15 protein-coding genes and 1 pseudogene are annotated in these 14,534 nt (G+C 56.4%); 8 read left to right on the forward strand and 8 right to left on the reverse strand.

The genetic code is table 11. From position 1 onward, the window contains the following. The first annotated feature begins 18 nt into the window (after positions 1-18). Positions 19-1,311: a PA0069 family radical SAM protein gene (locus R5L00_RS00865; RefSeq protein WP_317652876.1), complete on the forward strand. Its 1,293-nt coding sequence runs from the start codon at positions 19-21 to the stop codon at positions 1,309-1,311. A 196-nt stretch (positions 1,312-1,507) separates the two neighbouring features. On the opposite strand, the gene dnaQ is transcribed toward R5L00_RS00865, so the two are convergent. From dnaQ to R5L00_RS00880, 3 genes and pseudogenes are all read right to left on the reverse strand, one after another. Then, positions 1,508-2,278 carry a DNA polymerase III subunit epsilon gene (dnaQ, locus tag R5L00_RS00870; protein ID WP_107692692.1) on the reverse strand — a complete coding sequence of 257 codons (771 nt, stop codon included), beginning with the start codon at positions 2,276-2,278 and terminating at the stop codon, positions 1,508-1,510. A gap of 130 nt (positions 2,279-2,408) precedes the next feature. After that, positions 2,409-2,843 (reverse strand): annotated as a pseudogene (gene rnhA, locus R5L00_RS00875) (ribonuclease HI); the annotation flags it as partial. Positions 2,844-2,863: 20 nt separating this feature from the next. Beyond that, positions 2,864-3,640 (reverse strand): class I SAM-dependent methyltransferase, encoded by a 777-nt coding sequence (locus R5L00_RS00880; protein ID WP_107692691.1) that lies wholly within the window; start codon positions 3,638-3,640, stop codon positions 2,864-2,866. Between the two features lie 187 nt (positions 3,641-3,827). Here R5L00_RS00880 and gloB point away from each other — a divergent pair, with 187 nt between their 5' ends. The 7 genes from gloB (at position 3,828) to pgl (ending at position 10,163) form a co-directional block, all read left to right on the forward strand. Next, positions 3,828-4,619 (forward strand): hydroxyacylglutathione hydrolase, encoded by a 792-nt coding sequence (gene gloB, locus R5L00_RS00885; RefSeq protein ID WP_317652877.1) that lies wholly within the window; start codon positions 3,828-3,830, stop codon positions 4,617-4,619. A gap of 245 nt (positions 4,620-4,864) precedes the next feature. Further along, a complete protein-coding gene (tal, locus tag R5L00_RS00890; RefSeq protein WP_317652879.1) occupies positions 4,865-5,980 on the forward strand; it encodes a transaldolase in 1,116 nt (371 codons plus the stop codon). A 40-nt stretch (positions 5,981-6,020) separates the two neighbouring features. Then, positions 6,021-6,926 (forward strand): phosphogluconate dehydrogenase (NAD(+)-dependent, decarboxylating), encoded by a 906-nt coding sequence (gnd, locus tag R5L00_RS00895; RefSeq protein ID WP_317652880.1) that lies wholly within the window; start codon positions 6,021-6,023, stop codon positions 6,924-6,926. A gap of 296 nt (positions 6,927-7,222) precedes the next feature. Beyond that, positions 7,223-7,657 (forward strand): hypothetical protein, encoded by a 435-nt coding sequence (locus R5L00_RS00900; protein ID WP_317652881.1) that lies wholly within the window; start codon positions 7,223-7,225, stop codon positions 7,655-7,657. Positions 7,658-7,942: 285 nt separating this feature from the next. Further along, entirely contained in the window at positions 7,943-8,329 is a 387-nt protein-coding gene (locus tag R5L00_RS00905; protein WP_317652882.1) for a hypothetical protein, read from the forward strand. A 191-nt stretch (positions 8,330-8,520) separates the two neighbouring features. Then, positions 8,521-8,991: a hypothetical protein gene (locus tag R5L00_RS00910; protein ID WP_317652884.1), complete on the forward strand. Its 471-nt coding sequence runs from the start codon at positions 8,521-8,523 to the stop codon at positions 8,989-8,991. 458 nt (positions 8,992-9,449) lie between these two features. Beyond that, entirely contained in the window at positions 9,450-10,163 is a 714-nt protein-coding gene (pgl, locus tag R5L00_RS00915) for a 6-phosphogluconolactonase (RefSeq protein ID WP_317652885.1), read from the forward strand. 101 nt (positions 10,164-10,264) lie between these two features. Here the strand turns inward: pgl and R5L00_RS00920 are convergent, their stop codons facing one another. The 5 genes from R5L00_RS00920 to R5L00_RS00940 all read right to left on the reverse strand — a co-directional run bounded on the left by R5L00_RS00920 (position 10,265) and on the right by R5L00_RS00940 (position 14,462). Further along, a complete protein-coding gene (locus R5L00_RS00920) occupies positions 10,265-10,906 on the reverse strand; it encodes a helix-turn-helix transcriptional regulator (protein ID WP_317652886.1) in 642 nt (213 codons plus the stop codon). 526 nt (positions 10,907-11,432) lie between these two features. Further along, on the reverse strand, positions 11,433-12,230 hold the full coding sequence (locus R5L00_RS00925; RefSeq protein ID WP_107692683.1) for an N-acyl homoserine lactonase family protein: 798 nt from the start codon (positions 12,228-12,230) through the stop codon (positions 11,433-11,435). Positions 12,231-12,314: 84 nt separating this feature from the next. Further along, positions 12,315-12,563, reverse strand: coding sequence for a hypothetical protein (locus R5L00_RS00930; protein ID WP_317652887.1), 249 nt, complete (start codon positions 12,561-12,563; stop codon positions 12,315-12,317). Between the two features lie 208 nt (positions 12,564-12,771). Next, positions 12,772-13,668, reverse strand: coding sequence for a bile acid:sodium symporter family protein (locus tag R5L00_RS00935; protein ID WP_317652889.1), 897 nt, complete (start codon positions 13,666-13,668; stop codon positions 12,772-12,774). Between the two features lie 71 nt (positions 13,669-13,739). Next, positions 13,740-14,462, reverse strand: a complete 723-nt coding sequence (locus tag R5L00_RS00940; RefSeq protein WP_317652890.1) for a class I SAM-dependent methyltransferase — start codon at positions 14,460-14,462, stop codon at positions 13,740-13,742. Between the last annotated feature and the right edge of the window lie 72 nt (positions 14,463-14,534).

Consider the following 14,534-nt stretch of genomic DNA (forward strand, 5'->3'; position numbering starts at 1 on the left):
ACCTGCAAGATACATATCATGTCGATATCCGATCCACGCGATTCAGACGAGCCATACCGCGACGCTGAACCGCCATTCATGCAAGCCCCACTGAAAGCAAAAAAGGGACGCGGCGCGGTATCGAACTTGCAAGGGCGTTACGAGACTCTGATACGCGAGGATATCGACGATGGCTGGACCGGCGAAAGCCTCGGCGATTGCGAGCGAAGCGCAGCAGTCGGCGCTCAGGCCGGCGCCCAGCCCGCCGCAGAAATGGACCAGGTACCCGGACCGGACGGGGCAGCGGCGTGGAAGACGCAAATCATCGAGGAGCAGGCCAAGAGCATCCTCAGCCGCAACAAGTCCCCTGATGTTCCGTTCAGCATTTCGCTCAATCCTTATCGCGGCTGCGAGCATGGCTGCATTTACTGTTTCGCGCGCCCCACCCACAGTTATCTCGGGCTCTCCCCGGGGCTGGATTTCGAGAGCAAAATTTTCGCCAAGATAAATGCTCCGGACTTGCTGAGGCAGGAATTGTCGAGAGCCTCCCATGTACCGGAGCCCATCGCGCTCGGCGTCAATACCGATGCATATCAACCGTGCGAACGCGAGTTGCGGCTGACCCGCCGGGTGCTGGAGGTGCTGCGCGAGTGCCAGCACCCGGTGGCGCTGATCACGAAATCTTCCCTTATCGAGCGCGACATCGACTTACTGGCGGAAATGGCATCGCGACGGCTCGCGATGACAGCGGTGACTTTGACCACCCTCGACGCGGAGGTGGCGCGCACTCTGGAACCCCGCGCGACCGCGCCCATGCGCCGCCTGCGCACGATCCGCACCTTGACCGACGCGGGCATTCCGGTTGGGGTCAGCATCGCGCCAGTCATCCCCTTCGTGACAGAGCCTGACCTCGAACGCATATTGGTGGCGGCAGCGGAAGCCGGCGCCATTAATGCGGGCTACGTCACGCTGCGCCTGCCTTGGGAAGTCAGTCCGCTATTCCGGCAATGGCTTGAAGCCCATTTTCCGGATAGGGCGGCGCGGGTGATGAACCGGGTGCGCGACATCCACGGGGGCAAGGACTATGACTCAAGCTTCGGCAAGCGCATGCACGGCCAAGGAATCTGGGCGGACCTGATCCGGCAGCGCTTCGAGAAAACCGTGGCGCGTCTCGGCTTGGGTATACGTTCTGGCCGTTTTAAAGGACTGGATACCTCCCTTTTCCAGCGACCTTCAATCACCCCAGCGCTTGAACGGAACACGGGCGAGGGCGCGGGAAAGAAAAAATCGGGCAAGGCGCGAGACGCCGGGGGGCAGTTCGAGCTGTTTTAATCGAACTGTCCAGCGGTTGCCGTAAAAACAGGTACGACTGCGTTACTTGAGGTGATGCGTATCCCCGACGGATGGGTTATCACGGCTTGTCCTGTCAGCCCGCAGCACTTTCGGGGAAGCTAGGGTTCCCCTCGTCGCCTTCCCCGCGCTACGCGGAACCCAGGTTCAGGGTTAGAGGAATTGGCAGGCCAAGCAACTACGCGAACTTCAACTCCACTTTAACCAAGCCCGCGGCAACGTCCTTGGCAACTTCCTCGGCGGCGTCGGCAGCTTCGGATTCCAGCCGCCTCCACAAGCACTTTCCCTTGCTTTCTTTTTCAATCATCTCCAGTTGCCGGGTGTGAGCCTCGAGTTCGTCCGGTGTCGGCGGCAGCACGATCAAGTGCAACTCATGCAGATTCGCGGCAAGGTCGAGCGTGGGCTCAGCCTCCAGTTCCATTAGCAGGCTTTCCTGTCCGCGCGTCATGCCGAGGTAGACCTCCGCCAGCAACTCGGCATCCAGCAGCGCGCCGTGTAAGGCACGCCGTGAATTATCCACCTCATACCGTTCACAGAGCGCATCCAGGTTGTTCCTCTTCCCCGGATACAGCTCTTTCGCGATTTTCAGCGTGTCCGTCACTGAATGGCAGCATTCGCACAGCTGAGGCAACGCCGCGAGGCCCAGTTCATGGTCAAGGAAGGCGACGTCGAAGGGCGCGTTGTGCATGATCAGCTCAGCACCATCGAGAAACTCGATCAGCTCGTGCACAATATCGCCAAACTTGTGCTTGTCCTGAAGAAATTCCGTGGTTAATCCATGGACCTGCAGTGCACCCTCCTCGATCTCCCGCTCGGGATTCAGATAATAATGAAAGCGGCGGCCCGTCAGCCTGCGGCTCTTCATCTCCACTGCGGCGATTTCGATAATACGATGACCGAGCTTGGGTTCAAGGCCGGTTGTTTCCGTGTCGATAAAAATCTGGCGCATCTTATTGGTTTCCTCTTTCCTGCTGTCCCGCGTTCGGCGGGTCCGCCTCTTCGATCCTTGACGTCTTGTTCGTCGTCTTACCCGCCAAATTCTCCGCAACAAATCGGTCCGGGGTTGGGGAGGCGGTGAGAGCTGCGTTCTCAAGCACCGACTGAACGCCCTGATTAGCCAGTCTGTCGGCCTGTTCGTTGCCGTCGTGGCCGGAATGACCGCGCACCCAAAGCCATTCTATTTTGTGCCGTTGTGTCAGGCGATCCAGTTCTTTCCACAGGTCGTCGTTTTTGACCGGTTTTTTGTCCGCTGTGCGCCAATCGCGCTTTTTCCACGAATGGATCCATTCGCTGATGCCCTTCTGGACATACGTGGAGTCGGTGTGGACCCGAACCTCGCAGGGCTTTGTTAGCGCTTCCAGCGCGCGAATGACCGCGAGCAGCTCCATGCGGTTGTTGGTCGTCAGTTTTTCGCCGCCGCATAACTCGCGCGTACGTCCGTTATATCGCAGCAGCGCGCCCCAGCCGCCCACTCCCGGGTTCCCTTTGCAGGCCCCGTCGGTAAATATGTCCACTACTGCCGTGCGCGGCGCTTTCACTCCTTGACGCGCGCCTCAGTCTTGCTGCGCGCAGCCCTGCGGGGTTCTTTCCCCGTCGCGTTGCCCGTGAGCTTTTGCGCGACCGGCGCCATCGCCCTTCTTCGTGCGCGAACTTCCTTCCACTCGGGCTTGATAACGCGCATGCCGTGCACGCGCTTGACCGCCGTCAGAAAATATACGCCGCCGGAAGACTGCCACCACCGATCGCCGACCCCTTCCATGAATCCGAATCGCTTCAGCCACTTCTCCTGGCTGAATGGGGGCACGTAGCAGCATAAGCGGTCTTCGGTAATCTCAAAATCCAGCAATGTCAGCCAATCCTTGAGCCTCGGCCGCGCGATGAAATTGCCTCGCCAGGGATAGTCATCGTTCATTGAACCGAAAAGCCCCCGTACGCCCCAAAGACTGCGGGGGTTGAAGCCGCAAACGATTGCATGCCCTTCCGGCACCAACACCCGTTGCACCTCGCGCAGGATCTGGTGCGGATTGGCACTGAACTCGAGTATATGAGGCAACAGCACCAGATCGATGCTATTCGATTCGATCGGTAGAAAATCCGGAGCCGCACGCACTGCGCCTCCCTCTTCCGTCGATATGCCGAACTGGAGCGGCATGCGGTTGGCGCGCAGGAAATCGTACTGTGGAAAACCGATCTGCACGGCGTGGTAACCGAAAACATCGGCTACGGCCCTGTCAAAATGATTTTGTTCCCTCTCCAGCAAATACTGGCCCAAACAGGTTCCAAACCATTCCAGTTTGTTATTCGTTGGCATATAGTAATGGTGCAGGGATGACGGCAGTTTGGAAATCCATCCATACGCGGCTATATTCGCTCGATTCGCTCGCGTTGAATTTCGGGCAGCCGCGAATTGTCATTACATTTGACATCGTAATCAATATGCCGGGTTTGACTCTGTCCAATCCGATTTTGATCCGCTCACTCGCTAGTTACCCTTGATTATGGCCGTTCCCCACATCCTCCCGCTCCGCGCTTTCAAGGACAATTATATCTGGGTGATCCGGGACCATTCCGACGCTGCCGTGGTTGATCCCGGCGACGCCGCACCCGTGCTGGATTACCTGAGCCGCGAGAAGCTAAAGCTCATCGCGATTCTCAACACGCACCACCATAATGACCATGTGGGAGGCAATGCCGCGCTGCTGCAAGAGTTTAACGTGCCGGTCTACGGGCCCATCAGAGAGCCGATTTCAACACTCACCCATCGCCTCAGGGAATGCGACGAAAAAGAAAACGAAGAAGGCAACGTATACCTTCCGGAATTTTCTATTACCCTCAGTGTGCTGGATATTCCCGGCCATACCGCCGGGCATATCGCCTATTATGGCGCAAACCTGCTATTTTGTGGTGACACCCTGTTTGCCTGTGGCTGTGGACGATTATTTGAGGGCACGCCGCAACAAATGGTTCAGTCTTTGGAAAAACTCTCCGACCTGCCCAATGAAACACAGGTCTATTGCGGCCACGAATACACGCTCGACAACATTCGCTTTGCCCGCGTGGTGGAGCCTGGCAACCAGACCCTGATAAAACGCGAAAAAACCGTCGAAAACCTGCGGAAGCTTAATGCCCCTACCCTGCCCTCGACCATTGGGCTGGAAAAAGCCACCAACCCGTTCCTGCGCTGTAATCAGCCTGAAGTCATTCAGGCCGCGAGTCGACATGCCGGGAGGGCATTGACCGACCGCGTCGACGTATTCGCCGCTATCCGCGAATGGAAGGACAATTTTTAGTTGGACCGAATAAAACGAACAGGCGGTGAATGCTTGAGCGCTTGCATTGTCCCATGATTATGCTTTACTTCAGAAAGACCTCGGAGACGATACTGCACAGCTAGCGGATCAAACCGATTGTTACAGTTGTCGAAATACCGAAAGGGCAGTTGGCGGGCAGCTGGCGGCAGTTTGAACCGCGGCGCCCCGCTACCGATATTGCCCTCCCATCCGTGAATGAAGCGGCGTTGCCAAGGAGGAAAGACATGAATCCTTTTGAACCGTTATTACAACTCGGCCAGTCTATCTGGCTGGACTCGATCAGCCGCGATCTCATCAATAGCGGCGAATTGCAACGCATGGTGAATGAAGACAAGCTGCGCGGCGTAACCAGCAATCCCACGATTTTCGAGCAGGCGATGGCCCACGGCCAAAGCTATGACCACGCAATGCGCCAGCTGCTACGGTCGAATCGGCAACTAAGCGACAAGGATTTATTTGAAGCGCTTGCGTTCGAGGACATTCGCATGGCGGCGGATGTGCTGCGGCCGGTCTACGACGCGACGCAGGGCGGCGACGGCTATGTCAGCCTTGAAGTTTCGCCGCATCTCGCCAACGATATGGAAGCAACCGTGGCGGACGTGCACCGGCTATGGAATGCCGTGCAGCGCCCCAATCTGATGATCAAGATTCCCGCAACCCCGGCGGGCATTCCCGCGATTACCCAGTGCATCGCCGCGGGTATCAATATCAATGTGACCCTGATGTTTTCGCTGCAGAATTATGCCGATGTCTCGCAAGCCTACATTCGTGGGCTCGGCCACCGCGCCGATACGAAGCCGGATTCGGCTGCGCCGTGGCCGGCTTCGGTTGCATCGTTTTTTGTCAGCCGCGTGGATAGCGCGGTAGACCCGTTGCTGGATAAAATAGGCACTACCGAGGCGCTGAGCCTGAGGGGAAAGATCGCCATCGCCAACGCCAGGCTTGCTTATCAGCGCTTCCGGGAAACATTCTATGGCGAGCCTTTCGCCGGGCTGCGTGCTCAGGGTGCGCCTGTACAACGCCCGCTTTGGGGCAGCACCGGCACGAAAAATCCCGCTTATTCCGACGTGATGTACGTTGAACAACTGATCGGCCCAGACACCGTCAATACGCTTCCGCCGAAAACGATGGCAGCGTTTCGCGATCACGGCCGCGTGCGCCCAACGCTCCAGGAAGGGATCGAGCAGGCCGATGCGGATGTGGCGAAGCTGCGCGAACTGGGCATTGACCTGGACGCCGTTACCCGACAACTTCAGGAGGACGGCGTGGCCGCTTTTGCCGCCTCGTATGACAAGTTGCTGGCCGCGCTGAACGGCAAGCGCCAGAGTATCGCAGCTTGAACGGACAGCATCTGTCCATCACATTCACAGGGAGAAAACGATGGAGCTCGGAATGATCGGCCTGGGGCGCATGGGCGGCCCGATGGCACAACGGTTGATACGCGGAGGCCACCGCGTCGCCGGTTTCGCCCGCCACTCGGAGGCGGTAAAGCAGCTGGAGGAAATAAATGTCTTGCCGGCAACATCGTTTGAAGAGCTCGTCAGTTCGCTCAAACCTCCACGCATTATCTGGCTGATGATTCCCGCGGGCACGCCGGTGGACGAGAATATAGCCGCGTTGCTGCCACTGCTCGAACCCGACGATGTCATTATCGACGGCGGCAATTCGAACTACAAGGATACGCAACGCCGTGCGCAGATGCTTAAGTCTAGCCGCATCCATTATGTGGACACCGGTACCAGCGGCGGCATCTGGGGCCTGCAGAACGGCTATAGCATCATGGTGGGTGGCGATGAGCCGGTCGTTGCACGGCTGCGCCCGATCTTCGAAACCCTCGCTCCGGCCGCGGACAAAGGCTGGGGTCACGTTGGCCCGAGTGGCGCGGGCCACTTCACCAAGATGGTTCACAACGGCATCGAGTACGGCATGATGCAGGCTTATGGCGAAGGCTTCGCGATCATGCGCCATAAAACGGAATTCAATCTGGACCTGCACCAGGTGGCCGAAATCTGGCGTGACGGCAGCGTGGTGCAATCGTGGCTGCTCGACCTGACCGCGGCCGCGCTGGCGAAAAATCCCGATCTCGACGGCATCGCCCCCTATGTGTCGGATTCGGGCGAGGGCCGCTGGACCGTTGCCGAGGCGATCGACCTTAATGTCGCCGCACCGGTCATCACGCTGGCGCTGTTGCAAAGGTTGCAGTCGCGCGATCAGGAATCGTTCTCCAACAAGCTTCTATCCGCCCTGCGGAACCAGTTCGGCGGCCATGAGATGAAGAAGGAATAAGCTGGACATAACAGCAAAACGGGCGGCAGATCATTATATCGGTGTAGTTTGGTACTTTTTTGATCGCCGCATTCTCCTAATTTTGAACGACCGGTAGTTACTGTTGGAATCGCCAGAATAGGACTTATTGGGGAGTGTGTTTCCCGTCAATAAGATACTTTAGACATGCGCAACTTGACGAAATACCCTCCTTCCGATATTCTTCACGCTCTGTTGTAATCGATTCCAAACCCTTTCCATAAACGCCCGGGCGCAGGTTTCCCGTTCCTGTTCGATCACTGTCCGCGAGACTTGATATGAACCTCCCCAGATTTGTCGCTACTTTTTCCCTGCTTGCCGTTTTTGCTGCGGCGAGCCCGCTTGCAGGCGCAGCGGAAAACTTCGATATCGACGCAGTCGTTAAGAGCGCCAAAACCAGAAGCGATCATGAGGCGGTGGCAAAGTATTATGAAGATGCGGCCAAAGAGGCGCAGGTAAAGGCATCGGAACAGCAATCGTTGCTTGAAGAGTATGAGAGCAAGGGCTACCTCTATGGCAGGAATGCCGAAGATATGAAGTCCCGAGCCAGCGCGGCACTGCGTAAATACGAGAAAGCAGCACAGTCCAGCAGCAAAGAGGCGGCCATGCACCGGCAGATGGCTGCCCAGCTCGGCGACAGCTCCGGTGAACACGGCGCAAAGGCTTTTAATGTTGCGAATGAGCCTCCCCGTGAGAACAGCCTGCCGCAGTAACGGGTAAGCAAGCCAGCTCAGCAATACAGTCAAACGATCGAACAACGACACGGGAAGATAGGGGGCACCCTCGGCTGATCCTCCTATTTTTTCGCCTGAAAATAAACCTCACGCCTGTGTTACAGCGATATCGATGACGGCCCCCTTATCCATACTTTATACATAAGTAAGTTGACAAAGTGTGGGTATTTGTGTATTCTTCGCACCATGGTAGCTCGAAAAGACAGAAAGAACAGACATGCAGCAATTCCGTCAGAGAAACCAAAGTCAGAGAGAGGTGTGATCATGAAAGCCGGAAAAATTGTTACCAGTTTATCTTTGCTCGGCCTGCTAGCCGCGCTGAGTTCACCTGCGTTCTCCTTTGACGTTAACTCCGCCCTTCAAAATGCGTCAACAGCGCATGAGCATGAGGTAGTCGCAAAGTACTATCAGGAAGTAGCCAAGGAGATGCAGGCAAAACAGCGGGAACAGAAAGAGTTGTTGAATGAGTACGAAAACCATAGTTATCTCTATGGCAGGCAGGCTCAGGATCTGCAAGCCCATACCGAGGCCTTGGCGCGCAAGTACGAAAAAGAAGCACAAGCCAGCATGAAAGAAGCTGAGTTGCATCACCAGATGGCCTTGCAACTTGAGGAACAAAACCCTTCAGGACAGCGGTTGAGCGTCAGATAACTGGCATTTGAACCCGATTTGTTTCATACTATCTAAGGCGGGATACAGCATTGCCTGTAGCCGCCTTAGTAAGCAGATAATCAGCTCCGCAAACCCTAGTTAGCAAACAGTCAACAGATGGCTAGCCCCCTGCCATTTTGCGCTCGCATCCCATTTCACGCGAACCAGAATATGGCGAAGGGCACCTCCTTATGAATAAAGCGCGACAAAATCCTGAAACCCTTAAGATATTATTCATGCTGGGCTTGGTGATTGCAGGTCCACTCCCGGTTGCAGGTGCGGAGGATTTGGGTGCTCATGCCGCCAAACGTATTGACCTCGCGCAAAGCAGCCATGCAATAGTTTCACCGACGCAATTTGAAGCTGAGGCCAGCAAGAATCATGAGACTGTAGCCAAGTATTACGAGGATTCCGCTGCGGAGCTGCGGGCAAAGGCTGAGGAGCACAAGCTGTTACTGGAGCAATACGAAAACAAGAGCTATCTTTACGGTAAAAAAGCGCAGGATCTTCAATCACACGCATCGGCATTGATACGCAAGTACGAGCAGGCCGCGGAGGCAGATGCCAAAAAAGCAGATACCCATCGTAGAATTGGGTCCCGACTCAAGGAAAACTCCGATACGGAATCCAAACTCAACACTGCTAATGCGTCCCGGCGATAACTAAGGCAACACGGCGATGTATCACGGCCTCGCTGCGCCCGGCACTAAATTCCAAGACCCCTCCTCTCGCTCGCGACGCCTGATAAGCTAACGGAAAGCGTCGACGTTAATACCTGCTTGCAACGTTTCTCATCCGGTCTCTGGAGCTCAAGCCTGCCTTAAATCCCCCCAGGCTTTGCGTGCATCCTCGACCCATCAATTAGCCTGCTTCATCCTGACTCTCCGAACTGCTGCCACCCGACCGATTTTGCTGCGACATGGCTGGCATATTGCTAACTGAGAGTGAACTGAGCTGCCAGCACGGGTGTATGTGCGCTGGGAGTTGCGGGAGTTTTACTTGTTATCCAGCCTTGCGGTATTATTCCCCGGCGACTGCCGGTTGCCTTCGCAGGATGTACGGGCGGCCGACCGGAGCAGGCGCTTAACTCGAAATAACACAACAAGGTTAATTAAAACTCATGAACTCACCCCAATCCGAACAATCCCGCTGGCACGCGTTTGACGATCTCCAGGCGCTCCAGGACGCCGCCGTAGACGCCATTCTCGACAGCGCCGCTCGCTCCATCGAGGAACGCGGCCGTTTTCTCCTGGTGCTCGCGGGGGGCGAAACCCCGCGCCCAATTTATCAACGGTTACGGGAAGCGCCGACCGATTGGTCGCTCTGGCATATCTATTTCGGTGACGAGCGTTGCATGCCGCCAACCGAAGAAGAACTGAATGCGCGAATGGCCGGAGAAGCGTGGCTCGACCACGTGCCTATTCCTCGCGCGCAAATCCACGAGATTCCGAATGGGCCGCGCGCGGATATAGCGGCTGAGGCCTATGCAAACACGTTGCGGCCGGTTGGTGTTTTCGATTTCACGCTGCTCGGGCTTGGAAAGGATGGGCACACCGCGAGTCTCTTCCCTCACAATGACTGGGGGGTGGAACAAGATTCGCCCGATACGCTGGCGGTATTCAATGCGCCGATACGGCCGCCTCAGCGCGTATCCCTTAGTGCGGCACGGCTCAACCGCTCACGGCAGATTTTATTTCTGGTGAGTGGAGAATCGAAGCGCAAAGCCGTTGCACGTTGGCGCGCTGGAGAACATATTCCTGCACGAGTCATCGTGGGTGAAGCGGGGGCTGATGTGCTGGTGGAATCGCGATTATTACAGCCGGCGAATACTTAAGCAGGTGAACTGAGCGGAGGAAAATAAGCTGAGGAAAATAGCCGCTGCAAATATCGCAGCAAATGATGGCAAAAAATGAGGACAAAAAAAAGGAGTAGAACCTACTCCTTTTTCGGGGAGAATCTGAATCGACATAAATCTCCGCCTTCGGCCATGCATTCATCGTGCTTGACCTGGCTATCGGTAAAAGTCTCCATCATGCCCTTGTCCAGATGGCAAATCTCGCGGTCTTTTATCGCCATCCTGTGAAACACGCAGTTATCCGCTTCAATCACCGTCTCGCCGTCGGGCATGGTAGTCTTTTTTGCGTTGTAGCCGAGTTGGTCCATAACCTCAGCCAGCTTGTCGACCTTTTCCTCATGCGTCTTTAGATTAGGATATTGGCTGCGCATCTGCTGAGCGACGCCGACGCCGATGTCGTTCAAACGCTTGCCCATGTTCTCGGAGCCTTCCTCCTGCTGCACCGATGCCACCACCAACTGCGCAAGCCACGAATACTGGCGCGGAAAACTTTCTCTACCAAGCTCGGTCAGGACGTAAAGTTGCTGCGGCCGTCCCCCGCCGGATGGACGGGTATTCCCGGCCGTTATCAGCCCTGCTCCCTCAAGAGAGGCGAGATGTTGCCTGACGGCATTACGCGTGATTTCCAGGCTCTTCGCCAGCTCATCGACACTCATGCCGGGCCTTTTTCCTCGTAGCAGTTTAAGCAACTGCTTTTGCCGCTCTCCCATGGTATTAAGCATTAGGCTACCCTCCTCTCCACACTCAGATTAGAAAACGCACGCTTTCATTATAGAATCGGTCTCGTTTATCTGCTGCAACTATCTTTTAGACACTTTTACCATACTATAGTTGACAAATTGTCACAATTGTTAAATATTTCTTTTTCTCCGCAACCTGACCGATTATGTGGAGCGAACTGTACCCTGTCGCATTAATTCATCTGTTCAGCAACGGTGCCATTTATTCCCTCAGATTGCCTATGATTCTAAGGGAAAAACCCGGATGATAACAAGGAAATTCGCGGGTTTAGCCCCGGTTTGTCGGCGTCCAGCCTTCAAATTTACATCAACATCCGCAAATTGCTCAAAGAGCGGGCACATTCAGTCCCGTCACCGCCCCAGTATCCGAAGGGCCGGCCGTTAGATCGGGAGCGATCAGACGAACAGCAAAAATTGGCTGAATTTGAACGACTGAAGCTTCTACGGACCCCGGGCTCCGGGCCTGAAGTCCTGTTTCGCGGCCTGCTTAGGGGCGGACGCCTGAATCTCAATCCCTCCACGCCGGAAATTGCGGTAAGCCCCGGTAAAACGCCATATCGTGGTTGGGCCAGAGCTCGGCCTTTTCCCTTGCGGCCAGAGACTTGAGCTTACGTATACTGGTCAGTGCCAACGCCTGGTTATCCTGCCAGCAGCATCCTGGGGCTATTTCCTCGGAGAGATTTTCGCTCAGATCCGCCGCATCGCCGCAGAGGATGATAGGTGACCCTTTTTGCAACTCGATGAACAGCGACATATGCCCGGCGGTATGACCCGGACTGGCGACAGCACGAATTCCCGTTGTTACGGTATATTCACCGGTCGTGAGGTGCCAGCGGGTCGCATCCGCCAGCTCATCCTTAAATACACTGCCGTCCATTCCAGTATGCGCGGCAGCCAACTCATCCGCATGAACGTGCACTTCGCAGTCCGGAAGCTCGCAGAGACCGCCAACATGGTCGAAATGCAGGTGCCCGACAAACACGACGTCTATATCGGACGAGCACAGTCCCAGGCGTGCCAGATAACGCGGAATACGCTGCTCGTCACCCATCTTCGGCGGCTCGACTGTCGGGCGCATCGGATAAAAATATTGCGCCTGCAAGCCAGGGTTGGAGACCTTGCGGTAATCGCATCCCACGTCGTACAGAATCCTGCCATTGGGTGTTGCTATCAGATAGGCGAGTATGGGCGCGTCGATGAACTCCCCATGACCCCGGCCGTGAGTGGAAATCTTTTTTTCATAGCGTATTGTCCCGGTAAGCAGCGGCCAGACTTTCACTCCCTTCGCTTTTACTCCCTTCGGCATGTCCTCTTCCAGCTATTGCGATAAAACGAGATGACACCCCCTCGACTGCTACCGCGACCTCTGCAGCAACTAGCGCAACCGGGGTCAGCGGCTCTTCCGCTCGGCATCCGGGTTTTCCGCATCCCCGGCGCTGTGCATCGAGTTGGCGATCATGTGCGCGGAAAAGTTCATCGCGAATGGCACCACGAGGATGGCCGCCAGCAATATCAGCAAGGCAGTGTTGACGCCAATGTCTATCTCCCCCTGCAGTACTCTGATGAAAAACCAGGCGAGAAGCCACACCAGGCCAATCACTGCGGCGGAAATGATGAGCACAAGACTAAAATCCGTCATGGACGACTGTTTACGAACTTGTTCACTGCTGCCAATAGATATAACTGCGAGCTATGACTGCGCAGTTCCATCGAAGTCTCTCGTTGGCAAACATGTTACCGCAGCCTCCGTGCATTGCAAGCAGGCATCCCAAGCGCGACTGATGACAACCAGGCGCGAAAGAGTCTTGACGCGCTGCCGGGCGTCCACCGTAGACGCTGTCAATCCGTCACGGCGCCGGCACCTTCACCTGCGGCAGTCGCGGCACTCGAGTGCGCCATATGACCGCCAGCAGGCTCCCAAGCAACGAGTGCATGACCGCCGAAACCGCGCCAACCACGGGCGCCAGCGGCAACAATGGAAACGCCTGCTTCGCGAGCACGATGGCAAGACCCGAGTTTTGCATCCCCACCTCGATCGAGATCGTCCTTGCGCTCTGTCCCTGATAACCCAGCATTTGGGCGAAGCTATAGCCCATCAGGAAGCCGCCCCCATGCAGCAGTGCGGTAGCGAGGACCAGTTCCCCTCCGTAGGCAAGTATCGCCTCTGCATTCGCGGCAAAGACGACGGCGCAAATGAAACAGACGCCGATGACAGATAACAGCGGCGCCACAGGCATTACCCCCGCAACCGCTCGGGGAACCCACCGGTTGAGCAGCACGCCCAGCACAACGGGAATGATCACCACCTGCAGGGTTTGCTTGAAAAGCATCCAGGTATCCACCGGAACCATCGCCCCGACAAGCAACTGGGTGAGCAACGGCGTTAAAATGATCGCAGCCATGGTGGAACAGACTGTCATTACCACCGACAGCGCCACATCCGCCCCAGCGATGTACGTGACCAGGTTCGATGCAGTGCCGCCTGGACAGCATCCAACCAGGATCAGGCCAACGGCGAAATGGGGCGGCAGGTTCAGGGCATGAGCCACGCCCCACCCCAGCAGCGGCATGACCGAGTACTGTGCCGCAAAACCGATCCCCACTGCCCGGGGCATGCGGGCAATTCTGCGAAAATCGTCAAGAGTCAGTGTCAACCCCATGCACAGCATGACAAACGCGAGCACCAGCACCATGATGGAACCCTGGTTCAGGGCTATGAACCATTCGGGCCAGCAAAGCGCCATTGCTCCGGAGAGAATCATCCAGAACGGGAATAAGAGAGCCAGTTTGTGTAACATGAGGCGAGTGCCCGGCGTCAACCCTTTTTCATTGCGGACGTGGCAGAACGAGTGAATAGCAGCGTGTGATGCTGTGCGTGGCGGCCGGTCAGTCGCATGTGGCTCAACCCCGCTTGCCGGGCCATTTCCTGCAGGGTGGAAAGGGGTTCGGGGTAATCATGTTCACGCACATGAGCACAGGCTTCCTCCAGTTGGTCCCGAGGCACCTCCGTCCATTTCTCGTGCATGAATCGCAGATAACCCTCCAGATAGGTTTCCCGGTCCTGGTTTTCCTCGCGTACGACATCCACCAGGATCAGCCAGCCCTTCTCCGACAGGGATCGCCCGGCGGCGCGGAAAAAGCGCGCCTTCTGATCGGTCATCAGATGATGAAGCGCAAATCCGGTGAAAAGAACATCCCAGCTTTCCGCGGTCGATTCGACCGCATCCAGAAGATCCCCCTGGGTTAAAACGACCTCGCCGGGGAGTTCCGCCAGGTACTCATGCGCCTCTGCCAGCGCCGTCTCGGACAAATCCACGCCCCGGTACAACGTTGGCGGTATGCGCATCAGGCAGGGCGCCAGATAGCGAGCATTGCCGCAGCCAAGATCCAGCAGTCGGTAGGGTGAATCATCGCGCAGACTCAGAAGCTCATCGACCCCAGCGTAGATCTCTCGATGAAACATATAGTTATGCTCAGTCAGCAAATCGTAGAGCGACCATGAGCGGGTGAAAATCGCGGCAGGATTGGGGTAGGACATGAATGCGGGCCGGATGCTTTTATGGAACCCCGCAATATACCTGATTTGGCGACGGCTGTTACGCGGCTTGCG

This window comes from Nitrosospira sp. Is2, from assembly GCF_033095785.1.
GTDB lineage: Bacteria > Pseudomonadota > Gammaproteobacteria > Burkholderiales > Nitrosomonadaceae > Nitrosospira.